General features: G+C 38.7%; 19 protein-coding genes. 7 read left to right on the top strand and 12 right to left on the bottom strand.

All coding sequences use genetic code 11. From position 1 onward, the window contains the following. Positions 1-104: 104 nt before the first annotated feature. The 4 genes from purT to CZ225_RS11440 form a co-directional block, all read right to left on the bottom strand. Positions 105-1,271 carry a formate-dependent phosphoribosylglycinamide formyltransferase gene (purT, locus tag CZ225_RS11455; protein ID WP_077155795.1) on the bottom strand — a complete coding sequence of 389 codons (1,167 nt, stop codon included), beginning with the start codon at positions 1,269-1,271 and terminating at the stop codon, positions 105-107. A 104-nt stretch (positions 1,272-1,375) separates the two neighbouring features. Then, complete coding sequence (locus CZ225_RS11450; protein WP_077154146.1) at positions 1,376-2,716, bottom strand: acyloxyacyl hydrolase; 1,341 nt, start codon at positions 2,714-2,716, stop codon at positions 1,376-1,378. Positions 2,717-2,735: 19 nt separating this feature from the next. Then, positions 2,736-3,359, bottom strand: a complete 624-nt coding sequence (locus tag CZ225_RS11445; RefSeq protein WP_077154145.1) for a chloramphenicol acetyltransferase — start codon at positions 3,357-3,359, stop codon at positions 2,736-2,738. A 276-nt stretch (positions 3,360-3,635) separates the two neighbouring features. Then, complete coding sequence (locus CZ225_RS11440; protein ID WP_077154144.1) at positions 3,636-5,153, bottom strand: DUF4301 family protein; 1,518 nt, start codon at positions 5,151-5,153, stop codon at positions 3,636-3,638. 106 nt (positions 5,154-5,259) lie between these two features. Between CZ225_RS11440 and CZ225_RS11435 the strand changes: the two genes are divergently transcribed. Further along, positions 5,260-7,476: a RelA/SpoT family protein gene (locus CZ225_RS11435; RefSeq protein ID WP_077154143.1), complete on the top strand. Its 2,217-nt coding sequence runs from the start codon at positions 5,260-5,262 to the stop codon at positions 7,474-7,476. 182 nt (positions 7,477-7,658) lie between these two features. Here CZ225_RS11435 and CZ225_RS11430 read toward each other — a convergent pair whose 3' ends face one another. Both CZ225_RS11430 and panB read right to left on the bottom strand, forming a co-directional pair. Next, a complete protein-coding gene (locus CZ225_RS11430) occupies positions 7,659-8,810 on the bottom strand; it encodes an MFS transporter (RefSeq protein ID WP_077154142.1) in 1,152 nt (383 codons plus the stop codon). A gap of 5 nt (positions 8,811-8,815) precedes the next feature. Then, positions 8,816-9,637: a 3-methyl-2-oxobutanoate hydroxymethyltransferase gene (gene panB, locus CZ225_RS11425; protein WP_077154141.1), complete on the bottom strand. Its 822-nt coding sequence runs from the start codon at positions 9,635-9,637 to the stop codon at positions 8,816-8,818. 162 nt (positions 9,638-9,799) lie between these two features. Here panB and CZ225_RS11420 point away from each other — a divergent pair, with 162 nt between their 5' ends. Beyond that, on the top strand, positions 9,800-11,854 hold the full coding sequence (locus CZ225_RS11420; RefSeq protein ID WP_083714630.1) for a TlpA family protein disulfide reductase: 2,055 nt from the start codon (positions 9,800-9,802) through the stop codon (positions 11,852-11,854). Here the strand turns inward: CZ225_RS11420 and CZ225_RS11415 are convergent. Continuing rightward, positions 11,847-12,488 carry an HAD family hydrolase gene (locus CZ225_RS11415; protein ID WP_077154139.1) on the bottom strand — a complete coding sequence of 214 codons (642 nt, stop codon included), beginning with the start codon at positions 12,486-12,488 and terminating at the stop codon, positions 11,847-11,849. The genes CZ225_RS11420 and CZ225_RS11415 overlap by 8 nt on opposite strands. A gap of 154 nt (positions 12,489-12,642) precedes the next feature. Between CZ225_RS11415 and CZ225_RS11410 the strand changes: the two genes are divergently transcribed. The 5 genes from CZ225_RS11410 (at position 12,643) to CZ225_RS11390 (ending at position 19,420) form a co-directional block, all read left to right on the top strand. After that, a complete protein-coding gene (locus CZ225_RS11410; RefSeq protein WP_077154138.1) occupies positions 12,643-13,995 on the top strand; it encodes an MATE family efflux transporter in 1,353 nt (450 codons plus the stop codon). Between the two features lie 219 nt (positions 13,996-14,214). Further along, a complete protein-coding gene (locus tag CZ225_RS11405; protein WP_077154137.1) occupies positions 14,215-15,018 on the top strand; it encodes a metallophosphoesterase family protein in 804 nt (267 codons plus the stop codon). Next, complete coding sequence (locus CZ225_RS11400) at positions 14,999-15,802, top strand: hypothetical protein (protein ID WP_129585794.1); 804 nt, start codon at positions 14,999-15,001, stop codon at positions 15,800-15,802. The genes CZ225_RS11405 and CZ225_RS11400 overlap by 20 nt, the downstream gene beginning before the upstream one ends. A 271-nt stretch (positions 15,803-16,073) precedes the next feature. Beyond that, positions 16,074-17,540: a potassium/proton antiporter gene (locus CZ225_RS11395; RefSeq protein ID WP_077154136.1), complete on the top strand. Its 1,467-nt coding sequence runs from the start codon at positions 16,074-16,076 to the stop codon at positions 17,538-17,540. A gap of 215 nt (positions 17,541-17,755) precedes the next feature. Then, complete coding sequence (locus CZ225_RS11390) at positions 17,756-19,420, top strand: long-chain fatty acid--CoA ligase (protein WP_077154135.1); 1,665 nt, start codon at positions 17,756-17,758, stop codon at positions 19,418-19,420. 138 nt (positions 19,421-19,558) lie between these two features. On the opposite strand, the gene CZ225_RS11385 is transcribed toward CZ225_RS11390, so the two are convergent. The 5 genes from CZ225_RS11385 to CZ225_RS11365 form a co-directional block, all read right to left on the bottom strand. Further along, positions 19,559-21,970 (bottom strand): GumC family protein, encoded by a 2,412-nt coding sequence (locus tag CZ225_RS11385; protein ID WP_077154134.1) that lies wholly within the window; start codon positions 21,968-21,970, stop codon positions 19,559-19,561. 8 nt (positions 21,971-21,978) lie between these two features. Further along, positions 21,979-22,764, bottom strand: a complete 786-nt coding sequence (locus CZ225_RS11380; protein WP_077154133.1) for a polysaccharide biosynthesis/export family protein — start codon at positions 22,762-22,764, stop codon at positions 21,979-21,981. 469 nt (positions 22,765-23,233) lie between these two features. Next, positions 23,234-24,178, bottom strand: coding sequence for a tyrosine-type DNA invertase cluster 3b (locus CZ225_RS11375; protein ID WP_083714724.1), 945 nt, complete (start codon positions 24,176-24,178; stop codon positions 23,234-23,236). Positions 24,179-24,451: 273 nt separating this feature from the next. After that, on the bottom strand, positions 24,452-25,405 hold the full coding sequence (locus CZ225_RS11370) for an ISAon1 family transposase (protein ID WP_449374845.1): 954 nt from the start codon (positions 25,403-25,405) through the stop codon (positions 24,452-24,454). Between the two features lie 25 nt (positions 25,406-25,430). Continuing rightward, on the bottom strand, positions 25,431-25,793 hold the full coding sequence (locus CZ225_RS11365) for an ISAon1 family transposase N-terminal region protein (RefSeq protein WP_077153107.1): 363 nt from the start codon (positions 25,791-25,793) through the stop codon (positions 25,431-25,433). Between the last annotated feature and the right edge of the window lie 103 nt (positions 25,794-25,896).

The raw sequence follows: 25,896 nt of genomic DNA, 5'->3' as shown, positions 1-25,896 counted from the left end.
CTGTTACACTTGTAAAAATATCGTTGTTATTAAATAACAAGAATTACCCTGCTGGTTGGAAATAATTGGCAACGTAAGTTCTGTATCTGTCAAATAGTAAGGTATTAATATACCTCCACTTTCTCAGCAATCCCTTTTGCCTTATCACGTAAAACATCCAGATCGGCACCTAGAGGAGCATAGCAAAGTACTACTCCCATCCGGCGATTTATCCGAGTAAACGGTTTGCCAAAGATACGGAGATATGTGTCTTCTTCCTTTGTTACCTCTTCCAGCCCACGATATTGAGGACGTTCCTGACTGGCAATCGGAGACAGAATTACTGCACTTGCTCCGATACGTTCCTGTTTGATGTTCGGAATGGGAAGTCCGAGTACAGCACGCAGATGAAGTTCAAATTCATTCAAATTCTGTGTTCCGGCCAGAGTCACCATACCGGTATCATGCGGACGGGGAGAAAGTTCAGAGAAATAGACTCCATTTTCATGATTCAGGAAGAATTCTACCCCCCATAATCCAGCTCCTGTCAAAGAACGAGTCACTTTTTCTGCCATTTCTTCGGCTTCTTTCAAATGTGCAGGATCAATGTGTGCAGGTTGGAAGCTTTCACGATAGTCACCGCCTTTCTGTACATGTCCAATAGGGGGACAGAACAAGGTAGGACCGTTCTTTTGAGTAACGGTCAGTAAAGTAATTTCACTATCAAAGTTGATAAACTCTTCAATAATCAATTCGCGGATATCACCACGACTACCACTACATCCGTATTCCCAAGCATGTTCAAGCTCGTCAGCACTCTTTACCAATGATTGTCCTTTGCCAGAAGATGACATCAAGGGCTTAACCACACAAGGAAAACCAACTTTTGTTGCAGCTTCTTTCAGCTCTTCTAATGTTTTAGCATAGAAATATTTAGCTGTTTTCAGTCCGAGTTCTTTGGCAGCCAAGTCACGAATGGCTTTACGATTCATGGTAAAGTTTACGGCACGAGCACTAGGAACAACCTGAATGCCATCTTTTTCAAAATCATACAAACGTTCTGTGCGAATGGCTTCAATTTCCGGTACAATAATATCGGGCTGATGTTTCTTTACGACACGTTCCAACTCCTCGCCATTCAGCATGTCAAAGACCTCACATTCGTCAGCTACCTGCATAGCAGGTGCTCCAGCATACGAATCACAGGCAATGATATGTTGCCCTTTACGTTGAGCAGAGATTACAAACTCTTTTCCTAGTTCTCCGGAACCGAGTAACAGTATTTTCTTCATCATTTTGAGTGTTTTATATTAGTGCTACAAAATTAGTATATTTCGATGAGATTATTTCCTTTTACCGTTAAAAACAGCATTTACTAATATACTGCCCAATCTCCTTAATGGCGTACTTTGGGATATTTATTATGGAAACGGAAACCCAATCCCAGCATCAGATAATTAGGTGTCTGGAAGTCCTGAAGATTATAACCGATATGAAGGAAAGAACTACGAGTAATAGCTATCTTCAAAGCCAATACCTGATATAGTCCTCTCAAGTCTCCTCTGCCAAGAACATTAGTACCCAAACCGATACCAATTGTAAAGTATGGCATTACATATTCAAATCTTCCCGAAACTCCCAAAGCAAGCTGCTGATGAATTCCCGGTTTATAAAATCGACGGGGAGAAGCACTGCTTCCATATTCCACGATGACATCTTTTGTATATACATTTGCACTGCTATCGTATACTCCGTCTAAAGATACTCCCGTACGGAATTTATAACTAACATTATACATCGGGGCAAAATTAAATCCGGCTACCGGATAGACACCTGGAGAAGCGATTTGCCTATCATCGTCCAGATACACTCCTTTCCGACGCCACGAACCAAACAAAACCAAATCATAACTAATGTGACGCGGGAATCTGGCTATAGATGGCTTTGGCAATGATTGGGTAAGGTCAGCTTCTTCTCTGTTAAAGTTATAAACAAGTCCGATTTTAGCACCTGTCGTGTTAATACCGGCATTCGGAAATTTAGTATTACCGTTAGAGAAGTGAGTAAAATCTCCTCCAATATTCAGATCAAAATAACGGGAAAGCGTCCAATTTAGATAGATACCTGCATTGATGTAGGCATTCATCCGGGAACCGACTGCTCCATTATAGAAGTTATAATTATTATCATAAGGTTGCCAGCCGGTAGATAGGCCGAAATTCCATTCATAATTAAGAGAAAGTCTGGGAGTAATATGTGCTATCCGCGCACCCTGAAACAAGTAGAATGTAATGGGGTCTCCAAGTTGCTTCTTATCACCGAAAGAATAGTAGGCTACTCCCAAACCTTGATAGGCTCCTCCATAGATGCGATCGGCACAAGTATTGGGACGAAACTGGAAAGAGTATTTCAAATGGGCGGCAATGGAACTCTGTATAGGTTTCCAACGTTCATTCTCTCCTTCTAAGAAAGGATTGGTCGGGATAACATACGAAGGACGCGCTTCTATCCCCAAACGATGGATAAAGTTTTTACCTTTCGAATGTTCCCAACATACAAAAGAATGCCCACTTCCATCATGCGAGGATTCCGAACATACATTAGAAACTTCTGAACGTACGGGAGATTCAGGCAAACTATCGTGAAGAACTTCGTTCCCCCACAAAGCAGCACCCGGTAAAAAACAAAGTATAGAACGAAGGGCAATGCCCTTCCAACTTGACATCTTGTGTCTCATCTAGTTTAATCTTGAGAGTTTACAAATCGAGAATCTCAATAAATCGTGCAACATGATAGCCATCCATCAACCCATGATGGCATGTAACAGAAATTGGCAACATCAGTCTTTCTCCTTGCCGAAAGTACTTTCCGGTGGATATTTTGGGGACACTATCTCCCGAACGCATATTGGTAGGATGCTTCATATCCGTAAAAATAAGCCAAGGAACAGCAGAATAATGAATAGCATTCGGATGAAATGTGCCGCCCTTATTGAGTCCTGTAGTCTGTTGCAATCGCTCCATCTCAGCTTTTGCTTTACGTATAAAGATTTGTTCATCCACATCATACTCAAAAGAAGCGAAAGAAAATGTGTGGTCGGCACGACCTACCGTTGCTTCAGGAACAAGGCTATCATAACACACCACCCGGTTTCCTTCAATACGATAACGGAATTCCTCTACTTTATAGGCAGCCGTTATAATTCGATGTAGAATTAACAAGGAAAATGAAACACCCTTGTTTTTTGCCTCTTGATAAGAACGGGTGCAATCAACATGAACGGTCACTCCGAAAAAGGGATCATCGAAAGCACTGAAGTGCTCAAAATGTTCTCTTCTGTTCCAAGTCGAAATATCAATGATCTTTTCTATTTGATTCATCCTATAATACTCTTTTAATATGCTGATGTCGTTGAATATAAACTAATTTAAGCTTCATAAGTTGCCCTATATGTCATTCAACCTGTCGAAGAATCTCCTCTCTTATTGATGATTTCTCTCTGCATTTAAAGAAAAGAGATCCCTTACGAAGTTCAGTACAACAGTTGCTTTTGCTAATATACAGTTATATATTACAGTTTATCGATGGCTAATATAACTTGTAAAACTTGAATAAACAAATTAAGCAGGGTGCACTTCCCCTGCTGATTATTCATTTTATTGATGTTGTTCGCGTAACAGATCATTGACTGTTTTTACCGGATTAAAGGTAGAAAGGGGTACTTCTACAAATATGGTATTCCAATCGCTCATCGCACCATTCCACAAACCGGGAAGTTCAAGGGCTTTCAACTCTTTACCATTTTTTGATTTATAAGAGATAAATCCCGTAGCTTTATCTACATATTTCACCAGATCGAATTTATGTCCTTTATAATCACGAACAGCACATACCAGATCTACCGGATTGAAGTGTGTACCCTTCTCGAACATTTCCTTCTTCTGAGGATCATCCATATCAATTTGGGAACTTTCAAGAATCTGAAGAGAGATTGTACCATCGCTGTTATATGCAAGGAACGGGCCACCACCTGGTTCGCCTACGTTCTTCACCATACCGCAGACACGCATTGGACGGTTCAATTTCTCTTTTAAGTAAATAGCCAATTCAGAATCTTCAAGATTCTTCACTTCCGGATTCTTGCAGAAGAGTTTCTTTTGCAGGAATTGAAGAATTTCCACTACCTGTTCGTGGGTATATTTACCACTATCGAGTAATTTGAGATATTCGAAAGTTTGCTTTTGAAGAGTAACCAAAACACCGGCAATCAGCTTTTTGTAAGTGACAGTATCAGCTTTCAGTTTATCGGGAACAACGTTATCGATATTTTTTATAAAAATAATATCTGCATCCAAATCGTTGAGGTTTTCAATCAATGCGCCATGTCCCCCCGGACGGAACAATAGTTTATCGTTCTCACGAAAAGGTTGATTGTCCATATCGGCTGCGATAGTATCTGTAGAGGGTTTCTGTTCGGAGAAAGTAATGTAATAATCCACTCCGTAACGTTTCGCAAATTCTTCAGCCTTCTCGTCTACCAGCATTTTGAAAAGTTCGCGGTGCTCTGCAGATACGGTGAAGTGCACATTGACCTTGCCGCTCTTTCCGGCTGCGTACATGGCTCCTTCGGCAAGGTGTTCTTCCAGCGGAGTACGTGCACCTTCGGGATATTTGTGGAATTTGAGCAGTCCTTTAGGTAATGCTCCGTAATTCAATCCGGAAACATCAAGCAAAGCAGTTACAATTGGCTTATACTCTCCGGCTTCCAGTAAAGCGGGGATATCTTTTCCGGCTGTACGCTGACAGGCTACATTCAGATCATCGTAAAAAGCGAAGTTCTTAATATCGTTAAAGAAAGTTTGTTCAAACTTAGTAGTAGGTTCGTCATAGTCGGCGGACAAAAACTCAAAAAGATTCTTGAACATACGGCTTGCCGCACCCGAAGCCGGAACAAATTTCACAATCGTCTTATCAGCATTCTTATATTCGTCCCAGGCTGACAAATATTTCTTCCGCTCTTCTGCATCGGGAGCCAGTATACCTTTCTCTATGGAAGCTGCTGCATCCAATTTCAAATATGGGAAACCTTTGCGAAAGCAAGCCAGTTGCTCGGCTATCTGCTCTTCTGTGATACCTTTCTTGGCTAGCAACTCTTTGTCCTGTGTCGTTATCATAATACCTAATTTTATTAATTGATGCCCAAAAATACAAAATGTTATTTACTTCTTACCGATTAACCAATAAAAAAACTAATTTTACGTCGAATTAACAGGATTGAATATGAACGACTTTTTTACACCAGAGGAAAGAAAGGAGCTTTTTTCACTCTACAGACAATTGCTGCAATCTGCCGGAGATAGTATTTCCTGGAAGGATTGTCAAAAACTAAAGAAACATCTCATCAAAGCGGTCCAATGTAACGGGTTGCAACGCAATAACTTCGGGATGAATCCCATCATCAGAGATTTACAAACGGCAGTCATCGTAGCTGAAGAGATCGGCATGAAAGGTTCGTGTCTGATTGGTATCATGCTTCACGAAATTGTAAAAAGTAATATTCTGACGTTGAAAGAAATCAATGCGGAATATGGAGAAGATGTGGGAAGTATCATCAAGGGACTGGTGAAAACAAACGAACTTTATTCCAAAAGTCCGGCTATTGAATCAGAGAATTTCCGTAATCTCCTCCTTTCTTTTGCAGAAGATATGCGCGTGATTCTTATCATGATAGCAGATCGTGTGAATATCATGCGCCAAATTAAAGATTCGAAAAACGAGGACGACCGTATCAAAGTGGCCAATGAGGCAGCATATCTATATGCTCCCCTAGCCCATAAGCTGGGACTGTATAAGCTAAAATCCGAATTGGAGGATTTGTCATTGAAATATACGGAACGGGATACTTACTATTTCATCAAGGAAAAGCTAAACGAGACGAAGTCTTCACGCGATAGATACATTGCTTCTTTCATCGAACCGATCAAAAAGAAGGTATCAGCAGCAGGACTGAACTTTGAGATCAAAGGAAGAACAAAATCAATTCATTCCATCTGGCACAAAATTCAAAAGCAGAAAACACCTTTTGAAGGGATTTATGACTTGTTTGCTATTCGCATCATTCTGGACTCGGAACCGGATCCGGCAAAAGAAAAACAGGAATGTTGGCAAGTATATTCCATTGTTACCGATATGTATCAACCAAACCCGAAACGTCTGCGTGACTGGCTTTCTATTCCGAAAAGCAATGGTTATGAGTCATTGCATATCACCGTTATGGGACCTGAAGGGAAATGGGTGGAAGTACAAATCCGTACCCGCAGAATGGACGAGATTGCAGAACGGGGACTTGCTGCACACTGGAGATACAAAGGTATCAAGGGTGAGACTGGTCTGGATGAATGGCTGACTTCTGTAAGGGAAGCTTTGGAAAGTGCCGACAATGACTCTCTGAAAGTTATGGACCAATTCAAAATGGATCTTTATGAGGATGAAGTTTTTGTATTTACGCCCAAAGGGGATTTATTCAAACTTGCCAAAGGAGCTACAGTACTCGATTTTGCCTTCCATATCCATAGCAAACTTGGCTGTAAATGTATTGGTGCAAAAGTAAATGGTAAAAATGTTCAATTAAAGCAAAAGCTGAATAGTGGTGACCAGGTAGAGATCATGACTTCAAATACCCAAACGCCCAAACAAGGCTGGCTGACGATTGTAACTACTTCCAAAGCACGTACCAAGATACGTCAGGCACTCAAAGAGATGGTGGCACGCCAGCATGACTTTGCCAAAGAAACGCTGGAACGTAAGTTCAAGAATCGTAAAATGGAATATGATGAGGCAACGATGATGCGCCTTATCAAACGGTTAGGTTTCAAAAATGTGACAGAGTTCTATCAGCAGATAGCGGATGAGACTCTGGATGTTAATGAGATTCTTGATAAGTACATTGAACAACAGAAACGGGACAATGATTCACATGACGATATAGTTTACCGTAGTGCCGAGGGCTATAACCTACAAACGGCTCAGGAAGAAACGGTCTCAAAAGAAGACGTGCTTGTCATCGATCAGAATCTGAAAGGGCTTGAGTTTAAATTGGCGAAATGTTGTAATCCTATTTATGGGGATGATGTATTCGGGTTTGTGACTGTATCGGGTGGTATTAAGATACATCGGTCTGATTGCCCGAATGCAACACAAATGCGGGAACGTTTCGGATACAGGATTGTAAAAGCTCGTTGGGCGGGTAAATCAGTAGGTACTCAATATCCTATTACGCTACGTGTTGTAGGGCATGATGATATTGGTATTGTTACCAACATTACTTCTATTATTTCCAAAGAAAACGGTATCAGCCTACGTTCAATTGGTATTGACTCGAATGACGGACTGTTTTCCGGAACTCTTACGGTTATGGTAAGTGACATCGGACGTCTGGAAACACTTATCAAGAAATTACGAACCGTTAAGGGAGTAAAACAAGTAAGTAGAAACTAAATCTAAGGAGTTAATTCCGGGAACTTGATATCTATTACTTGTGACAATAGGATGGCACAACTATATTCGCGTCGATTCCTTTATTTAGTTGTAGGTCTATTATATTTAATGAATAAGAAGATTCAGTTATCTACATCCGCTTTTATACTTTGCATAGGTTTGACAACATATAAATCTTGATCCTATCTTACTTTCATCTTCTTGTAATAAGGATAAGTAATTAAAACAAAGAACAATAATGCTATTGCAGCAACAATTTGCCCGATAAAAAGCATCTCATCTGTACTCATATCGCAAGAAGCAGCAATTCCTAAGGCAATTCCTATTTCACTTGCCAAGAGATGCGTAGTGTTTGCTGTTCCTCGTTGGCAATGATGAGACAGCTTCACGAATATAACCAAAAACTCCGGCATTACAAAGCCTAGTCCTAATCCCATCAGCACTGAAGATATACCAATAGTTCTATCTGCTCCTAACAAAGAAAAAGCAAGAGTCTCCAATCCCAATCCAATGATAACTAACCGCAAAGTTTTTTCTTTTAGGAAAAACAAACGTGCAAACAATAAAGATACTATAAAGCCTGCTCCGACACCTGTAAAGAATGGCAGGGATATACCAATGTGCCTTAGTATGGAATCGTTTAAAAAAGGATGCGCCAATGAAATCAATAACCCCGGAACAAAAGTTATAAGAATCAGATTGATAACTGGAACCCATCCGCGAAGCAACAAGAATCGGTCAAATGAATATAACTTCGTAACAATGGGCGCACGAAATGGTACGTATACCCCTGCTGTAACTAAAATTCCAACTATCCCAATAATAACCGATACAGTAAGCAAATTGATAAACGAATAGTTTTGATTGAACCAGACTCCTAATGCAATTCCAATAATCATCCCCAATCGTGCCATCCACGAAAAGCTGACATTTCCGGTACTTCGGAGAGAGGAACTGGTAATATCAATAGCTAATGTAATTCCGGCAGTGGAAGCCATCCCAAAAGCAACTCCTTGTACCATACTCAGCAAAATAAGCTCCGTCATATTTGTGACGAAAGCATATCCTACTGTTGCTGCTACCATCACAGCAAAAGAAAACATGCACACATATTTTCGTTTGTAAGCATCTACCAGATAGGCATGAAACGGACCAATCAGAAGCATTCCTAACGTCAAAAAGAGAAAGATGACTCCTGTTTGTGCCACTGGTACCCCCAAACGTTCTGCCATTTCTATGGAAAGCACGGGAAATAACACGTACAATGACACAAACAATAGCAAATTAGCTATACAGATCCGCATAAAATGAGCTGTCCATAATTTTATTGCCATATATCTTAATATTGTTCCTTCTCATTAGGGAAGTCGCAATTCTTAACGTCAGAAATATAGTGGCTGATTGCATCAGTCATCACTGTAAACAAGTCTGCATAACGACGTAAGAAACGAGGACGAAAACCGTTATTCATTCCCAGCATATCCTGAATAACAAGTACCTGGCCGTCTACATCACCACCGGCACCAATACCAATAATAGGAATAGTCAATTCAGAGGCGACACGAGCAGCCAAAGCAGCGGGAATCTTTTCAAGAACAATGGCAAAACACCCTGCCTCTTCAAGCAAATGAGCATCACGAATCAGTTTCTCTGCCTCACTATCATCCTTTGCACGTACTGTATACGTTCCGTATTTATTAATAGATTGAGGCATCAGCCCCAAGTGTCCCATCACAGGAATTCCAGCACTAATAATACGTTTTACTGTATCAATGATTTCTTCTCCACCTTCCAGTTTCAACGCATCGGCATGGCTTTCCTTCATGATGCGGATAGCAGAAGCCAATCCTCCCATTTCATTTCCTTGATAAGAGCCGAATGGCATATCAACTACTACCATAGCACGTTTCACACCACGTACTACAGACTTCGCATGATAAATCATCTGATCAAGAGTGATAGGTAAAGTGGTTACATTACCAGCCATCACATTAGAAGCTGAATCACCTACCAAAATTACATCCATTCCAGCACCGTCTACGATCTGTGCCATTGTGTAATCATACGAAGTAAGCATTGAAATCTTTTCACCTCTTTGTTTCATTTCTACCAAGCGATGAGTTGTCACTTTTCTTGTGTCATCTGATATATAACCAGCCATTTCTTCTAATTTTAAGTTATTAAATAGAATTCAGTTTAATAAAAACGCGGCAAAGTTATAATATTTCTTTCATAACAGAGAAAGAAAAGACAATAAATCGTGTATAGCAAGAAATATGTTAGATATTTATCCTATATTTGTCAGCATTACAAACATTACTATATGAAATACATCCTAAATATGCTGATCTGTGTTTTTATCCTGACCAGCAATACATTAGCGCAGAAAAACACATTTACTCTTGGAACCCCTCAAATGAAACGTTTAATCGGGTGTTGGAATGATTCTGAAAGCAAAGAATGGAGATATGGTTTCTTCGAGAAGTTCGCTATATATAATAACGATTTCTGGGAATACCAATCCCTAAACTTCATAAAGAACAAAGCCGAAATTACATTAAATAAAGGAGAAGATGTTTTAAAATTAAATATTTCTTTTGATAGTAAGGCAGATAGTATCTGTACAATTACCTCATCTACTCAAAAAGGAAAAAGAAAATTTATACGTTTTTCTTCAGCACCCGATTTTACGATAGAAGATCATGATACATTTATTGATAATGGATATCATCAGGATTCTGTCACAGTTATCGGATATATAAGTAATACACCTGAAAATACTTCTGTAGAAATTACTATACCTAATTTCTTTAATGAAAATGAAGATATCTATAAGATTAAAACTGATTCTTCCGGACGGTTTCATATCATCATACCCATCATTAACACTAATTCCTTATTCATAGACAGCGAGGGTTGCGAATTATCTATACACACTATAGCAGAACCCGGAGATACTCTTCTTCTATTCTACAATAATGCCAATAATGATACTCGCATTATGGGACAGAACGGACGTCTCAATCAGGAACTAATTAATTACCAAAGAGATCCTTCTACAAATGAATTATATAAATATAGTCTTCGTTACGATGCGAAAATGGATCATAGCGTATACCTGGCTGAACAACAAAAAATATATGATAAAAGAACGAAGATAGTGGAAAAATACATATCTCGGCATCCACAACTATCAGATAAGTTCAAAATGATTAAACATAACAGTGAATTCATGTTACATGCAAGTTCTCTAATGCAAAGACGATTCGCGTTACGTTTCAATTTCAATAAAGAGTTTTTCAACTCTGAATATATGGCATATGTAGATCAACTGTATCATCAACTTCCCCAACCATATACTATATATGGGAATAGGTTCTTGACTGATTATTTGGGATATTACAATAATACCATGAGTTCCAATTGCCTCTCAAATACAACAACAATCATCAAATATGCTAATAAGAAAGGTGAATATGAACTGACAACCCAGCAGAAAAATGATTTATCCGCTTATGAACACGTCATGTCAGAAAGAAACTTAGGAAAATATTTTGGCGTAGATTCATTAGAAATAGAAAGAGTCACTAAACCATATAAAGAAGCTTTCGAACGGGGCAAACAACTTTTACAAGAAAAGAATATTATAGAACTCTGTAAAAAATATGAATCAATGAATAATGAAATAATGGAATTAATGCAAATACAAGAAGGACTCATTTGTTTTGACTCAATTGCCGCCACTCCGATATTGAAAGAATTGATAGCTACCAAAACATTCTGCGAATATATGCATAATATAGAAACACCATTAAGAAATTCTACAATTGATTATTTCAAAAGCCTTGTAAGCAACGAAAGTCTTCGGAGGATAGTACTAAAACAGCAAGAAGTATATGCGCACCTTGCCAAACAAAAATTGGAAAATGTAGAAAGTCTTAAAAGTAATGATGGTCTAAAAAATATATCGGATGCAAACGAGTTATTAAGACAGATTATTGCTCCATATAAAGGAAAAGTCATTTATATGGATTTCTGGGGTACATGGTGTTCTCCATGCAAAGCTGAAATGAAGTATACCCCCGATATCAAAGAAGCGTTGAAAGACAAAGAAGTGATTTTCATGTATCTGGCTAATAATTCTACGGAAGATTCCTGGAAGAATATTATAAAGGAGAATCATCTGACAGGTCCTAATATAGTACACTATAATCTTCCTGACGATCAACAAAGATTACTGGAGAAACTTCTTTCTATTAATTCTTTCCCCACTTTCATACTACTTGATAAAGAAGGAAATATAATAGATAGACATGCTCCAAAACCTAGTCAAAAACAGGAGCTAATAAACAGAATTAATGAACTGCTAACTAAATAGCCAGCAGTTTCTCATAAGTCATCCCAGTAAAGTCATCTATTATATATTTCGCTTTTCCGGCAATCGCTTCACGAGAATTAGTAGTTGCCAGACCGATAACAGTAGCACCCGAAGTATTTCCCGCTTGCAATCCATGGAAAGAGTCTTCAAAAACATAAGTACGCTCCGGTGAGACGTTAAAGATTTCCATACCTAAAAGGAAACAGTCGGGAGCAGGTTTTGAGCGAGCAAACATCTCTCCGGTCAAAATGCGATCTACCATTTCTTTAAATTCAGGGTGGGCGTTGTAAACGTTTTGCATCTTCTCTTCATTAGAACTAGTCACTACTGCTATTTTTACTCCATGGCTACGAAGATCAGCCATAAAAGCTTCCACTCCGGGAATATATTCGTAGGACATATTTTTCTCAAAAACGTTGAGATCTGAATTAATCTGCCGTTGAGCTTCCTGCTTATCGGAGAAATATTTTTCATAGATTTGAAACAATGTCTGCCCCTTGATATTACGACCAAAATCTTCCTGTCCTAGATATTTGCGCCCTTGTTCATTCCAGAAAACAGTGTACTGAGTTTCTGTATCCATGATCACTCCATCAAAATCAAAAAGTGCTGCTATATTTTTTGTTGCATCCATATCTCCAAACTTTCTTTCTACCTAAAACGTTAAACCTTGTGTATTGAGTGTGCAAAGTTCCGAATAATCATCGAATCAGACAAATTATTCGTAACTTTGCCCCACTTAAAAAAACGTAACTCACGTTTTCATCCAACAAAATTCGTACTTGCACATGAGTAAAAACGACCCACACATATTAGGGAAGGAACATATCGGGAAATTGTTGTTGCAATATTCTATTCCAGCCATTATCGGAATGACAATTACCTCTATCTATAACATTATCGACAGTATCTTTATAGGGCATGGTGTAGGTCCAATGGCTATTGCCGGATTAGCAGTCAGCTTCCCTTTGATGAATCTTGTCGTCGCTTTTTGCACGTTAGTTTCTGCCGGTGGTTCTACAATCGCTTCTATCCGGCTGGGACAGAAAGATCTGAAAGGAGCTACGGAAATACTATCTCATACCCTCATGCTTTGCATCACCAATTCTGTTTTCTTCGGTATATTATCGTTTATTTTTCTGGATGATATCTTGGTTTTCTTCGGAGCAAGTAGCGATACATTACCTTATGCTCGCAGCTTTATGCAAGTTATCCTGCTAGGAACCCCTATTACCTATACCATGATCGGTTTGAACAATGTGATGCGTGCCACGGGATATCCGAAGAAAGCAATGCTTACCTCCATGGTAACAGTAGTATCCAATATCATCCTTGCTCCTATCTTTATTTTCCAATTCGAATGGGGTATGCGTGGAGCAGCAACAGCAACAGTTATCTCACAGTTTATCGGAATGGTTTGGGTGGTAAGTCACTTCATCAATAAAGAGAACACAGTGCATTTCGAAGGTAAGATCTGGAAGATGAAAAAGCGGATCGTAGATAGTATCTTCGCTATCGGCATGTCACCGTTCCTGATGAATGTATGTGCGTGTGCAATTGTTATCATCATCAATAACAGTCTTCAAGAATATGGAGGAGACATGGCTATTGGTGCTTATGGCATTATCAACCGATTATTGACGCTCTATGTGATGATTGTATTAGGACTTACCATGGGTATGCAACCAATTATAGGTTATAACTTCGGAGCACAGAAAATTGATCGCGTAAAACAAACGTTACGACTAGGGATCATTTCCGGTGTAATTATCACGAGCAGCGGTTTCTTGATTTGCGAACTATTTCCTCATGCCGTATCGGCACTTTTTACCGACAATGACGAATTGATTGATCTTGCCGTAGAAGGATTACGTCTAGCTGTATTGATGTTCCCATTTGTAGGAGCACAAATTGTTATTGGTAACTTCTTCCAAAGCATTGGCAAAGCGAAAGTCAGTATTTTCCTTTCATTGACCAGACAATTACTTTATCTATTGCCTTGCTTGCTGCTATTCCCTAATTGGTGGGGACTGAAAGGTATTTGGATCAGTATGCCCGTATCAGATGCATTAGCTTTCACAACAGCAGTTATCAGTCTGATGATCTATATAAAAAAGGTATCCAAGCAGGTGCAACAATAAGTACTCTCCAAATTCTCAACTAAATTGAAGAAAACCCACCATATCTACTTAATTAAATAAAAGTAAAGTCTTATATTGATAACAGTGCCCCTTTGATTCTTTGATTTACTGTTCAATTTCTCTTATTTATTGTTCATAGTGTCCTCAATTTATCAGAAGGTTTTGCCTATCCAAATAGAAAACTCTACATTTGCGCCAAGTTTTCCAATACAAATATTTATGTTAAGAAGAGGTTTATACACATTGTTATCATGCCTAATACTCGCAGGTTGCGATATGATAGATTACCACCCATACGATGTACGTATCAGTGGTGAGACAGATGTCAATGCTCATAATATCGAGCAGATAGAGATAAATTGCAAAGGCAAAACTACTCTACGTTTTATCACAATGGGAGATTCACAACGCTGGTACGACGAAACAGAAGATTTCGTAAATGAAATCAATCAACGGGATGATATCGACTTCGTCATTCATGGTGGGGACATGAGTGATTTCGGTCTTACTAAAGAATTTCTCTGGCAAAGGGATATCATGAACAAGCTAAAGGTTCCTTATGTCGTATTGATGGGTAATCATGATTGTTTAGGTACAGGGGCAGAGACATATAAAAAAGTATTCGGACCATCCAATTTCTCTTTTATTGCAGGCAACGTGAAATTTATCTGTCTCAACACAAATGCATTGGAATACGATTATTCCGAACCTATCCCCGATTTCACATTTATGGAAAACGAACTGACAAACCGGAAAGATGAGTTCGAAAAGAGTGTAGTAAGTATGCACGCTCCTCCCTTCGCTGATGTTTTTAATGATAATGTAGGCAAAGTTTTCGAACATTACATTCTTCAGTATCCGGGCATACAGTTCTGTACTGCTGCCCATGATCATGGTTTTGGAGACAAAGTTTTTTTTGATGATGGGATGCATTACATCATAAGTGACTGTATGAAACATCGCAGCTATATCGTATTTACTATAACCCCGGAAAAATATGAATATGAATTGGTCGAATTCTAAATATATACTTCGTGCAGGAGTACTGAATATTCTTCTGCTTATTCCCTGTCTGGCATCAGCTATTTGCGGGACAGATACTATTATCAAAAATTATAAGCCTGATTCTGTACGGATAGTTATCAAATCCGATTCAGTCATTGCTTACCATACTGGTGATTCTCTATTTACGATTCTTCAGGCCGACTCGGTAATTTCGAACACAAAAGAAAGTATAGGGCATACCCGTTATGACAAACGAGTACACCGTATGCGTAAGAATTGGGAGCGCATCATTCCCACTCATTCAAAGATACAATTTGCGGGAAACATGGGATTGCTATCTTTCGGAACGGGTTGGGACTACGGAAAGCATAATCAATGGGAAACGGATCTGCTACTCGGATTTCTACCAAAATATTCGTCGAAAAAGGCTAAGATTACAATGACGCTGAAACAAAATTATATGCCTTGGAGCTTGGATTTAGGAAAGGGATTCTCTACTGAGCCTTTATCCTGCGGACTCTATTTGAATACGGTATTCGGTGACCAATTCTGGGTACACGAGCCTGATCGTTATCCAAAAGGTTATTACGGATTCTCAAGCAAAGTACGTATCCATATTTATCTGGGACAACGGTTAACTTACGAAATCGATCCTCGCCGTCGATTCCTAGCAAAGTCTGTGACCTTATTTTATGAGCTAAGCACATGTGACCTGTATCTGATTAGTGCTGTCACCAACAATTATCTGCGTCCACGCGATTATCTGAGTTTGTCTTTTGGTTTAAAGTTCCAGTGGTTATAAAATATACTAAAAATATAGGAACTTTTCCCTTAGTAACCGCATGAAAAATAAGAATTATACTCCTACCCCCCCTTCCGCAAAGGAGTAAGATTGTTAGAATCCATAAGTACGAAGTAGATTAATTGGGTACAAAATCAATGCTTTCAAACAATTTAACTACCTTTTCCTCGAAAAATACATCCAAACAGGACTTTTATTTGTTTTAAATAATGTGTAACTTCGCACAGTGAACACTAATTTAAGATTTATATAACTTTTATAAGTATAGTCTATGATTTTTACAGCAGAAAACATCTTACTTGTTGGCTCTATCTTACTTTTCGTCAGTATCGTAGTTGGAAAAACCGGATACCGTTTCGGAGTACCTGCTTTATTACTATTCCTTGTAGTAGGTATGCTATTTGGTAGCGACGGACTCGGACTCCAGTTTCATAATGCGAAGGAAGCACAATTTATTGGTATGGTTGCATTAAGTATCATCCTATTCTCTGGAGGTATGGATACGAAATTCAGAGAAATAAAGCCTATACTAGTTCCCGGTATTGTTCTTTCCACAGTCGGAGTTCTGCTCACAGCTCTATTTACCGGACTATTTATATGGTGGCTTTCCGGTATGAGCTGGACAAACATTTACCTGCCTATCACTACTTCCCTGCTATTAGCTTCCACCATGTCATCAACCGATTCCGCATCAGTATTCGCTATACTACGCTCACAGAAGATGAACTTGAAACATAATCTTCGTCCCATGCTAGAACTTGAAAGTGGTAGTAATGATCCGATGGCATATATGCTGACCATTGTATTGATACAATTTATCCAATCGGCAGGTATGGGAGTAGGCTCCATTATCTTCTCCTTTGCCATCCAATTCATCATAGGTGCAGCTGCAGGATACTTACTTGGCAAACTGGCCATACGTATGCTGAATAAACTCAATATCGATAACCAAGCTTTATATCCTATCCTATTGCTGGCATTCATATTCTTTACTTTTTCTATCACAGATTTACTGAAAGGTAACGGTTATCTTGCCGTATACATTGCCGGTATCATGGTAGGAAACAACAAAATCATGCACCGTAAAGAGATTTACACTTTTATGGACGGGCTCACTTGGTTGTTTCAGATTATCATGTTCCTTTGCTTGGGACTGCTTGTCAATCCGCATGAAATGTTGGAAGTAGCTGTTGTAGCATTGTTGATCGGAATCTTTATGATCGTCATCGGTCGTCCTTTAAGTGTATTTCTATGCTTGTTACCCTTTAAGAAGATCACAATGAAATCTCGTCTTTTCGTTTCATGGGTAGGATTGCGCGGAGCAGTTCCTATTATTTTCGCCACCTATCCGGTAGTTGCAGGCGTAGAAGGTTCAAATATCATCTTCAATATAGTATTTTTCATCACGATCGTCTCACTGATTATTCAGGGAACAACTGTTTCCTCGGTAGCCCGTTTGTTACATCTCTCCGAACCACTTCCTAAAACGGGCAATGACTTCGGAGTAGAACTTCCCGAAGAAATAGACTCGGATCTTAGTGATATGACGGTCACAGAAAAAATGCTGGAAGAAGCAGATACATTGAAGGATATGAACTTACCTAAAGGCACATTGGTAATGATCGTAAAACGCGGAGATGAGTTTTTGATTCCTAACGGAACACTGAAATTGCATAAAGGAGATAAACTGCTACTTATTTCCGAAAAACAAAAAGAAGAAGTTATTACTTCAGAATAACGTATGGAAGAGTATTCCTTAAGGTATTAACAAAAACAGTTTAGCTATTAGCATATTTTATTATGCTAATAGCTAATTTTCTTTCACCTGTCCGCAATTAAAGATACCACCAATCTCCCTCGTTAATTAACCGTAAAACTTAGAATTAAAATTCAGTTTATGTTAATGAAATATTATTTTTGCGCAGTTTAAAACCAAATGTGCAAAAATTCGACATGGAACAAAAACAACCGTTCATTGATTATATTGAACAAGGTATAATCAAGAATTGGGATAGAAACGCCCTGACAGACTACAAAGGAATCACTCTACAATATAAAGATGTAGCACGTAAGATAGCCAAATTTCATATCGTACTCGAGAGTGCCGGTATTCAGCCGGGTGATAAGATAGCAGTCTGTGGACGTAACAGTGCCCATTGGGGTGTTGCTTTTCTTGCAACCATTACATATGGAGCTGTAATCGTTCCTATTCTACATGAATTTAAGGCAGACAATATTCATAATATCGTCAATCACTCCGAAGCTAAACTGCTTTTTGTTGGCGACCAAGTATGGGAAAATTTAAATGAAGACCTAATGCCTCTGTTAGAAGGTATTGCTTCACTTACCGATTTTTCTCCATTGGTATCACGCAACGAAAAACTGAGTTATGCTTTCGAACATCGTAACGCCATTTACGGAGAACGTTATCCGAAATGTTTCCGTCAAGAACACATTTGTTACCGGAAAGATCGACCGGAAGAGCTTGCCGTTATCAACTATACTTCTGGAACCACAGGTTATTCTAAAGGTGTAATGCTACCCTACCGTAGTCTATGGTCTAACGTAACCTACTGCCATGAAATGCTTCCTGTAAAACCCGGTGATCACATTGTATCGACGCTACCTATGGGACATGTATTCGGTATGGTATATGACTTCTTGTATGGATTCTCATCAGGTGCCCATATCTACTTCCTAACACGTATGCCATCTCCAAAGATTATTGCACAATCTTTCGCAGAGATAAAACCAAAGGTTATTTCCTGCGTACCATTAATCGTCGAGAAGATTATCAAAAAAGAGATTCTTCCGAAAGTAGATAGTAAAATAGGCAAGCTTCTGCTGAGAGTTCCTATTATAAATGATAAAATAAAAGCGGCAGCATGTCAAGCCGCCATGGAAATCTTTGGAGGTAACTTTGATGAAATCATTATCGGCGGTGCTCCTTTTAATGCAGAAGTAGAAGCCTTTCTCAAGAAAATAGGATTCCCCTATACCATTGCATACGGTATGACCGAATGTGGTCCGATCATTTGTTCTAGTCGTTGGGATACCCTAAAACTGGCTTCTTGCGGAAAAGCAGCCAGCCGGATGGAAGTACGTATAGATTCATCGGACCCCAAAACTCATGCAGGAGAAATTGTTTGTAAAGGTATGAACCTTATGTTAGGTTATTATAAGAATCCGGAAGCTACCTCTCAAATAATAGATACTCATGGATGGCTTCATACTGGCGATCTTGCAACAATTGACGAAAACGGACATGTAACAGTTCGCGGACGTAGCAAAAACATGCTACTGACTTCCAGTGGGCAAAATATCTATCCGGAGGAAATAGAAAGTAAGCTAAACAATATGCCGTATATATCGGAATCACTGATCGTCTTGCAACATGATAAGTTGGTGGCACTAATTTACCCGGATTTCGACGATGCTTTTGCACATGGATTACAGCAAACGGACGTTGAAAAAATGATGGAAGCCAATCGTATAGAGTTGAACCAGCAACTTCCTGGTTACTGTCAAATCAGCAAAATTAAAATACACTTTGAAGAGTTTGAAAAAACAGCAAAGAAATCAATCAAACGATTCATGTATCAGGAGGCTAAGGGATAAAAAAACATTCCTAATGATTAAAAAAGCCCTTGTATGAACTAATCCCGAAAGTAATGTCGATTTTTCTGGGTTTATTTCATCTCGGGGCTTTTCTTTTGAGAAAAGTTACACATAAATCGGAATATCGAACTTTTAACTCTATTTACTTACATTCTGCCCATAGCCGTAACCATACCCCTTTCCATAACCATATTTACCACCATACTTACCGTAACCGTAATATCCATATTTCCTTTTTGCCAAATCTTCTCCATTAATAATAGTGCATAAATCCGGCAACTTGCCACCTTCTGCCAATTCATTAATTAACATATACTCCCCTTTACGTGTATATCCGGAACGACATACATATACGGATAAATCAGCAACACGACCAATTAGCAATGTATCAGTTACCATACCTATCGGAGCGGTATCAAGAACTACATAATCAAAACGCTCTTTCAACGTCTGAATAGCTTTATCCAAAGTATCACGAGCCAATAATTCCGTAGGATTAGGAGGAACAATTCCGCCCGGCAGAACATACAAATTAGAATTTATTCCTGAAGGTTGTACCAAATCCATTAGTTCTGTGGTAGCCGGATTTACCAGATATTGAGTGATCCCACTTTTTTGAGTTGAAATGCTAAATACTTTATTCAATCCCGGCTTACGAAGATCAAGTCCAACAATTACCACTCTCTTACCCATTAATGAAAGACTGATAGCGAGATTGGAAGCAACAAACGATTTTCCTTCACCACTAATGGTCGAAGTTATCATTATCACTTTTCCACCATCATGAAACATAAACTGAAGATTAGTTCGGATATTACGAAAAGCCTCACTCATCAAGTTATTTTGGTTCTCAAATACAACTATCGAACCTTGCTTTTCCTGTTTCCCATCTGCTAGAGGAATACTACCAACAATAGGGACTTTAGTCAGCTTCTCTACATCGATACAATCTTCAATCTTGAATTTAAGCAATCCTATCAAGAAAATAGCTGCCGCCGGTATTCCCATTCCTAATATCAATGCAATAATGTAAATAATTAGCCGTCTAGGAAAAACAGGGACATCATCCGCAATCGGTTCATCAATTATTTTAGCATTATTGGCAGTAGCAGCCAATGTTATAGCATTTTCTTCCCGTTTTTGCAAAAGCATTAAATAAAGTCCCGCTTTAATCTCTTGCTGACGGGTAATACTCACATATTGGCGTTCCTGTCCGGGAGCGTCACTAATACGACGCGAAAAACGTTTAGCTTCACGATCCAAATCAGCTTTTGTTATAAGCAACCCTTGCAGAACTCCATTCATAGTCGCCCGTACATTCGTTTTCATAGCCTGAATACTTGCAGTCAGATTAATAATGGTAGGATTATTTTCTGTAGAAGTATTCAAAAGCCGTTTACGTTCAAGAATCAACTCATTATAACGGTCGATTTGTGTGGAGAGACCACCATCCGATAAACCAATATTCCCCGGAAGTACTTCAAACTCATTCGAAGAGTCATTGATATAGGCAACTAAGTCGTGTATCAAATTAATTTGTGTTCCGTTTGCCACTCGTTTCTTTTCATACTCCGCATTTCCTTCCAATGCCAATTCTGCATCATTACTTATATTTGTCAATCCGGCATTTCTCTTGAACGTTTCCAGTTTTTCTTCAGTATTTCCCAGTTCTTTATTAATTATCTCAATTCGGGTATTGATAAAATCACGCGTTTTCTCTGCTAATTCATTTTTGTCATTATTAGCATTCCGATTATACATCTCCAATAATTTATTGATAAAATCACGTCCACGCCGGGAATTAGTATTTTCCAAAGAAATGATAGCAACAGAAGTTGTTTTGGATGTTGGTTTTATAGTCAAAGCATTGAGATATCCTTTAGCCACTTTCATCGGTTGAGAAATCGCTGCGCTGACATGAAAGACTTCTTTTCCCTCTCCTGACTGAAAGGAATCATTTAATATAAAGCCAAAAGTTCCGATATCTGTAGGTAATACTGCCGGCAACTGATTAAAGTGACGGCTATATAGACTATCTCCAACATTCACTTTGATCTCTAAACCATCCACTGATGAGTACTTCATATCAATAAGTACACTTTCCGACAATTTATCAGCCTCTTGTGGAGTCAAACTAACTATGACAGGGGAAGATTTATACAGATCCTTCGCTGGAAATTCATCCTCATTCTTATAAGTTATATACAGTTCCAGATCGTTCACCACTCTTTTAAGTAATGACTTGGAACGCAATACTTCCAACTCATTGTCCATATTTTGCGAAGCCGTAATCATACCACCCAATCCTAAATTCTCCAATCCGATAGCAGTTCCCACGTTCCCTTCTTTTTTTTCATCTTTAATAATAATAGAACCAGAGACACGATAAACAGGAGGAGTGAAATATAAATACAACCAGGCACCTACGAAACAAAGAAATACAGATGTAATAATCCACGGCCAATAAGCCAAATAACTAAAGATTAATTCCCGAAGATCAATCTCTTCTTCATTCACCACGTTTACCTCCCCATATGAATTCTCTTTCATTATATAAGCTATTTTAAAATATTAAATAACAAGCTGGCAAGAGAGATTAAAATGGAAGTTGCCGAAAACCATAAACTTGTACTACTTCCAATATCAGCATTCCGTGCCTTAGCTTTATTCGGAGTCACATAGACAATATCATTTTGCTGCAGATAATAATAAGGAGAAAAAATCGTTTCTGCTTTATTCAAATCCAAAGATACTATCTCTTGCTTACCGGTAGTATCTTCACGAATCAACTTGATATCATTACGAAGCCCGTACACTGTCATATCTCCTGCCATAGCCAATGCTTCCAAAAGATTCACTTTTTCATTCGAAATAATAAATGTACCGGGATGTGCCACTTCACCAATTACCGAGATTTTATAGTTCACCATACGTACAGTAACAATAGGAGTTTCCGTTAAATAAGGTTTTAATTTTTCCACTACCAATTGCTCTGTCTGCTTCTTAGTCAACCCTCCTACGGATAATTCTCCAAGCACAGGGAAATTAATTTTTCCATCATTATCAACCAGATATTGTTGTAAAACGGGCTGTGTTGTTGTATAATTCAAAGCGACATTATTCCCAGTAGCTACAGTCAGATTAAAAGGAGCAGCCAATTCCGGACTTGTACACGACACTACAATCGTCAGCAAGTCTTTAGGCATAATTTTAGCATCATAAAGTTTCTCCTGTTGTGTCCTTTGACATACCTCTTCTGCATCTATCAGATAAGGCACATTCTTATACGATTGGCAAGACATCAACAACAATGTGACAGAGCACACACATACCCATACTTTCATTAACTCATCATTATTAAACAATTAAACACAGCCCGTTAAGGTTACAAAAATGCAACCTACTCCCCTATTTCTATCTATGCCCCACCATTCATTGATTTCTATTCCCTCGAAATCATATTTTTTACCCCATACTTGCCCGTTACTTCTTAGGTAACGGAATACACAAAAACAAAACCATATCAAATGAAAAAAAGAAAAACATCGACAAATACAATGTTAGAAGGGTATTTATCTTTAGTGAAAGGAATACTGATTAAAAAATAAAGCAAATAAATTATAGAGTATGAAGATCAGATAATTTCATGCTCTGACATTTTTTTATCCTAAATCATTGAGATAAAGAAAAAAACAGATAAAAAATTGCTTGTTATTTATATTTTTGTATATCTTTGCGGCAGATTTAATTCCGTTACCTAAGAAGTAACAAACATACTTTAATATTGATTTTCAAGTTTTTAACTCACACAGATTAGTTTGTCATACATCTCTTAACGTAACATAAATTCAACCTATTTACTTCTGTACGTTCTTTCAATCCAAAGCCTTTCAAATAGATTTGCGTTGTTTTGATTGACGTATGCCCTAATGATTCGCTGATCATCTCAATAGGCACTCCCCGATACTTTGCAGTAGTCGCCCACGAATGGCGAAGCGTATAAGAAGTAACTAAAGAGCTTAAGTGCAAAGCTCTGGCAAGTCCTTTTAGACGATTATTGAATAGCCGAAGAGCCGATTGGTATTCACGATATGCACTTTCTTCTTTTCTCTTTTTATTCCCACTCAATACATTAAACAGATAATCAGGGTAACCAGGCAATGGAATATGTTTGTTACGGAGTTGGTTTATAAGCTCTTTTGCTGTATCCAAAACTTCTATACTCATCGGTGTCCGAGTTTTCACACGATTATAGTGTAGCACATTCTGTTGTAAAGCAGACTTTTCCATATAGGCAAAATCTACAAATGGCATCCCACAAAACTGAAACATCAGAGCAGCCATAGCCTGTGTACGCCGTAGTTGCTCTGAACCGGGATCTTCATAAAGTAACTTATGGAGCTCTCCAACAGGCAGAGCTTTTTTCTGACGTACATCCACTCCAGTATACACATCACGAAATAAACGAGGAATATAAGGAGCATTTCCCGCTTCTACTCCTCGATTATAAATACTACGAAGCATCCGCATATACGTAGAAATTGTATTAGGTTTCAATCCACATCCATAAAGATGTTGTCCGTAATGTCGCAGACACTCCCGAGTTATCTGATTAAACGATACATGTATAGTACCGCAAAAACTAGTGAAAGAATAAAGCGCATTCTTGTATACATGTGCTGTTGAATAACGGCCTTCTTTCCGTAAACGTGCAATGTACTGCTCAGCACATTGACTAAATCCATTTCTATTTTTCATTTGCATTACTTTTTATATGATACAATTCATGACAAAAAACAAAATTAATTCGCTTCCGGCTTTTAACACATATTGCATAACACAAAAAAATAAGAAATAATAGAGAAGAAAGAAAACTGAGAAATCGAATCTATATAATAAGAATGAAATAATGCAGTAAATTATTTTTCCAGCAATTGCAAGAGGGTTAATATCACTTTTCCTTATATCATAAAGCCCTAATAGGATCTCTCAAAAATGGGTCAGTCCGAAAATCCTGTGGGTATGTTAAATCTATACAGTTAGTTTGCATAATCTAAAAATAAAGAAAGGTATATCTCCGACTCCCCTAAACTGTGCTCTGAAGGCTTTGATTTTTGCATTGAATGATTCTGCAAATGCATTCGTTTCCCTGTTAACGAAATAGTTTAGTATTGTTTCATAATAGTTCTGCATGGTATTCGTTACGGTTCTGAAACATCCGTATCCAAGCTTTTCTATCTTATTGTACCACAAGGCAAGCTTTCCACGTGCCACATCCTTGTCATAGTGCTTATTGTATATATTGGTCAACTCTATAGCCAAGTCGTAAACTGATTTCAGTTCCGGATAATGTTTGAATATGATTTCCGCACGTATTCTTTGGGATTCAGTCCATTTGCTAAAATGCTTGACAAGTACATGCTTAGCCCTTGCCAGCAGCTGCTTACGGGTATCGCCATTGGCATATCGAAACGGAACATAGTCTATACCCTGCTCCCTGCACCGCTGAATTTCATCGTTCTCCAGATCCCGTGCCATCCAGCGATAAGTAATCCTGAGTTCATCAATTGCCTCATAAAAGAGCTTCTGTACATGAAACCGGTCATTGGTCATAGTGGCGTTGGGAAAAGCCGTTCGGACAATCCGCATCATGGTCGGCGAAAGGTCCAAAGTGACCTCCTTGACCGTCTTGCGCTTGGAGACATGAATCATTTCAAGTACCTTGATGACGTCTTCAGACTTCGTGCCACGTATCATGGCCACAAGGGTGCCTCTGCCACCACGCCCCGCACGGTTAGTGACAACAGTATATAATTCTCCGCAGCTCAAGGAAGTCTCGTCAATACAAAGGCTGGGACCCAGGTTCTGCTTGAACAGGACATAGTCTGTGGCATGGTCCAACTGGTCCCACTCTCTGTATGCGCTGATAAACTCCTTGTACTGTGAAGCTAGCTGTTTACCGTTTACCCCATAAGCATCTGCTATGGAGCTTATACTGGCCGCCGTAGTTTCAATCTTCTTCTTTTAAAAAAGCAACGAACTCAGGAGTGAGTTTCGTCCCTTCGGCAGTAAGATCATCGTAGGTATAGGAAAACGTTTCCCCGCTAGCCTTGTCATACCAGCGGCGACGTCTTACGTGGAGATAAACCGGTTTGCCACGAAGAGGAAAGTCCTGGATAACTTTCTCATCTGTAAAACCATGTGAAATCACAGTTCCACTCTTGTAATCGGAACGTTCCAGGTAGTTCTTTTCATCAAGCCAAACTTCGATTTTGGCAGAGTCGTCATGCCAACCGGAAATCTCAAAATACTCCATTAAAACTTCGGGGAAGATGACTCGTAGTAACTTATGTAGGGTGCGACTAGAATTCATTGGATTGTTGTTGTTAAAATCTAACCGCAAAGATAGATTACTTTCGCGTATTAACATAACATACCCACAGGATTTTTGGACTGACCCTCAAAAATTTGATATA

The organism is Bacteroides bouchesdurhonensis, from assembly GCF_900155865.1.
Lineage (GTDB): Bacteria > Bacteroidota > Bacteroidia > Bacteroidales > Bacteroidaceae > Bacteroides > Bacteroides bouchesdurhonensis.
This window is presented reverse-complemented; position numbering and strand designations above follow the sequence as displayed.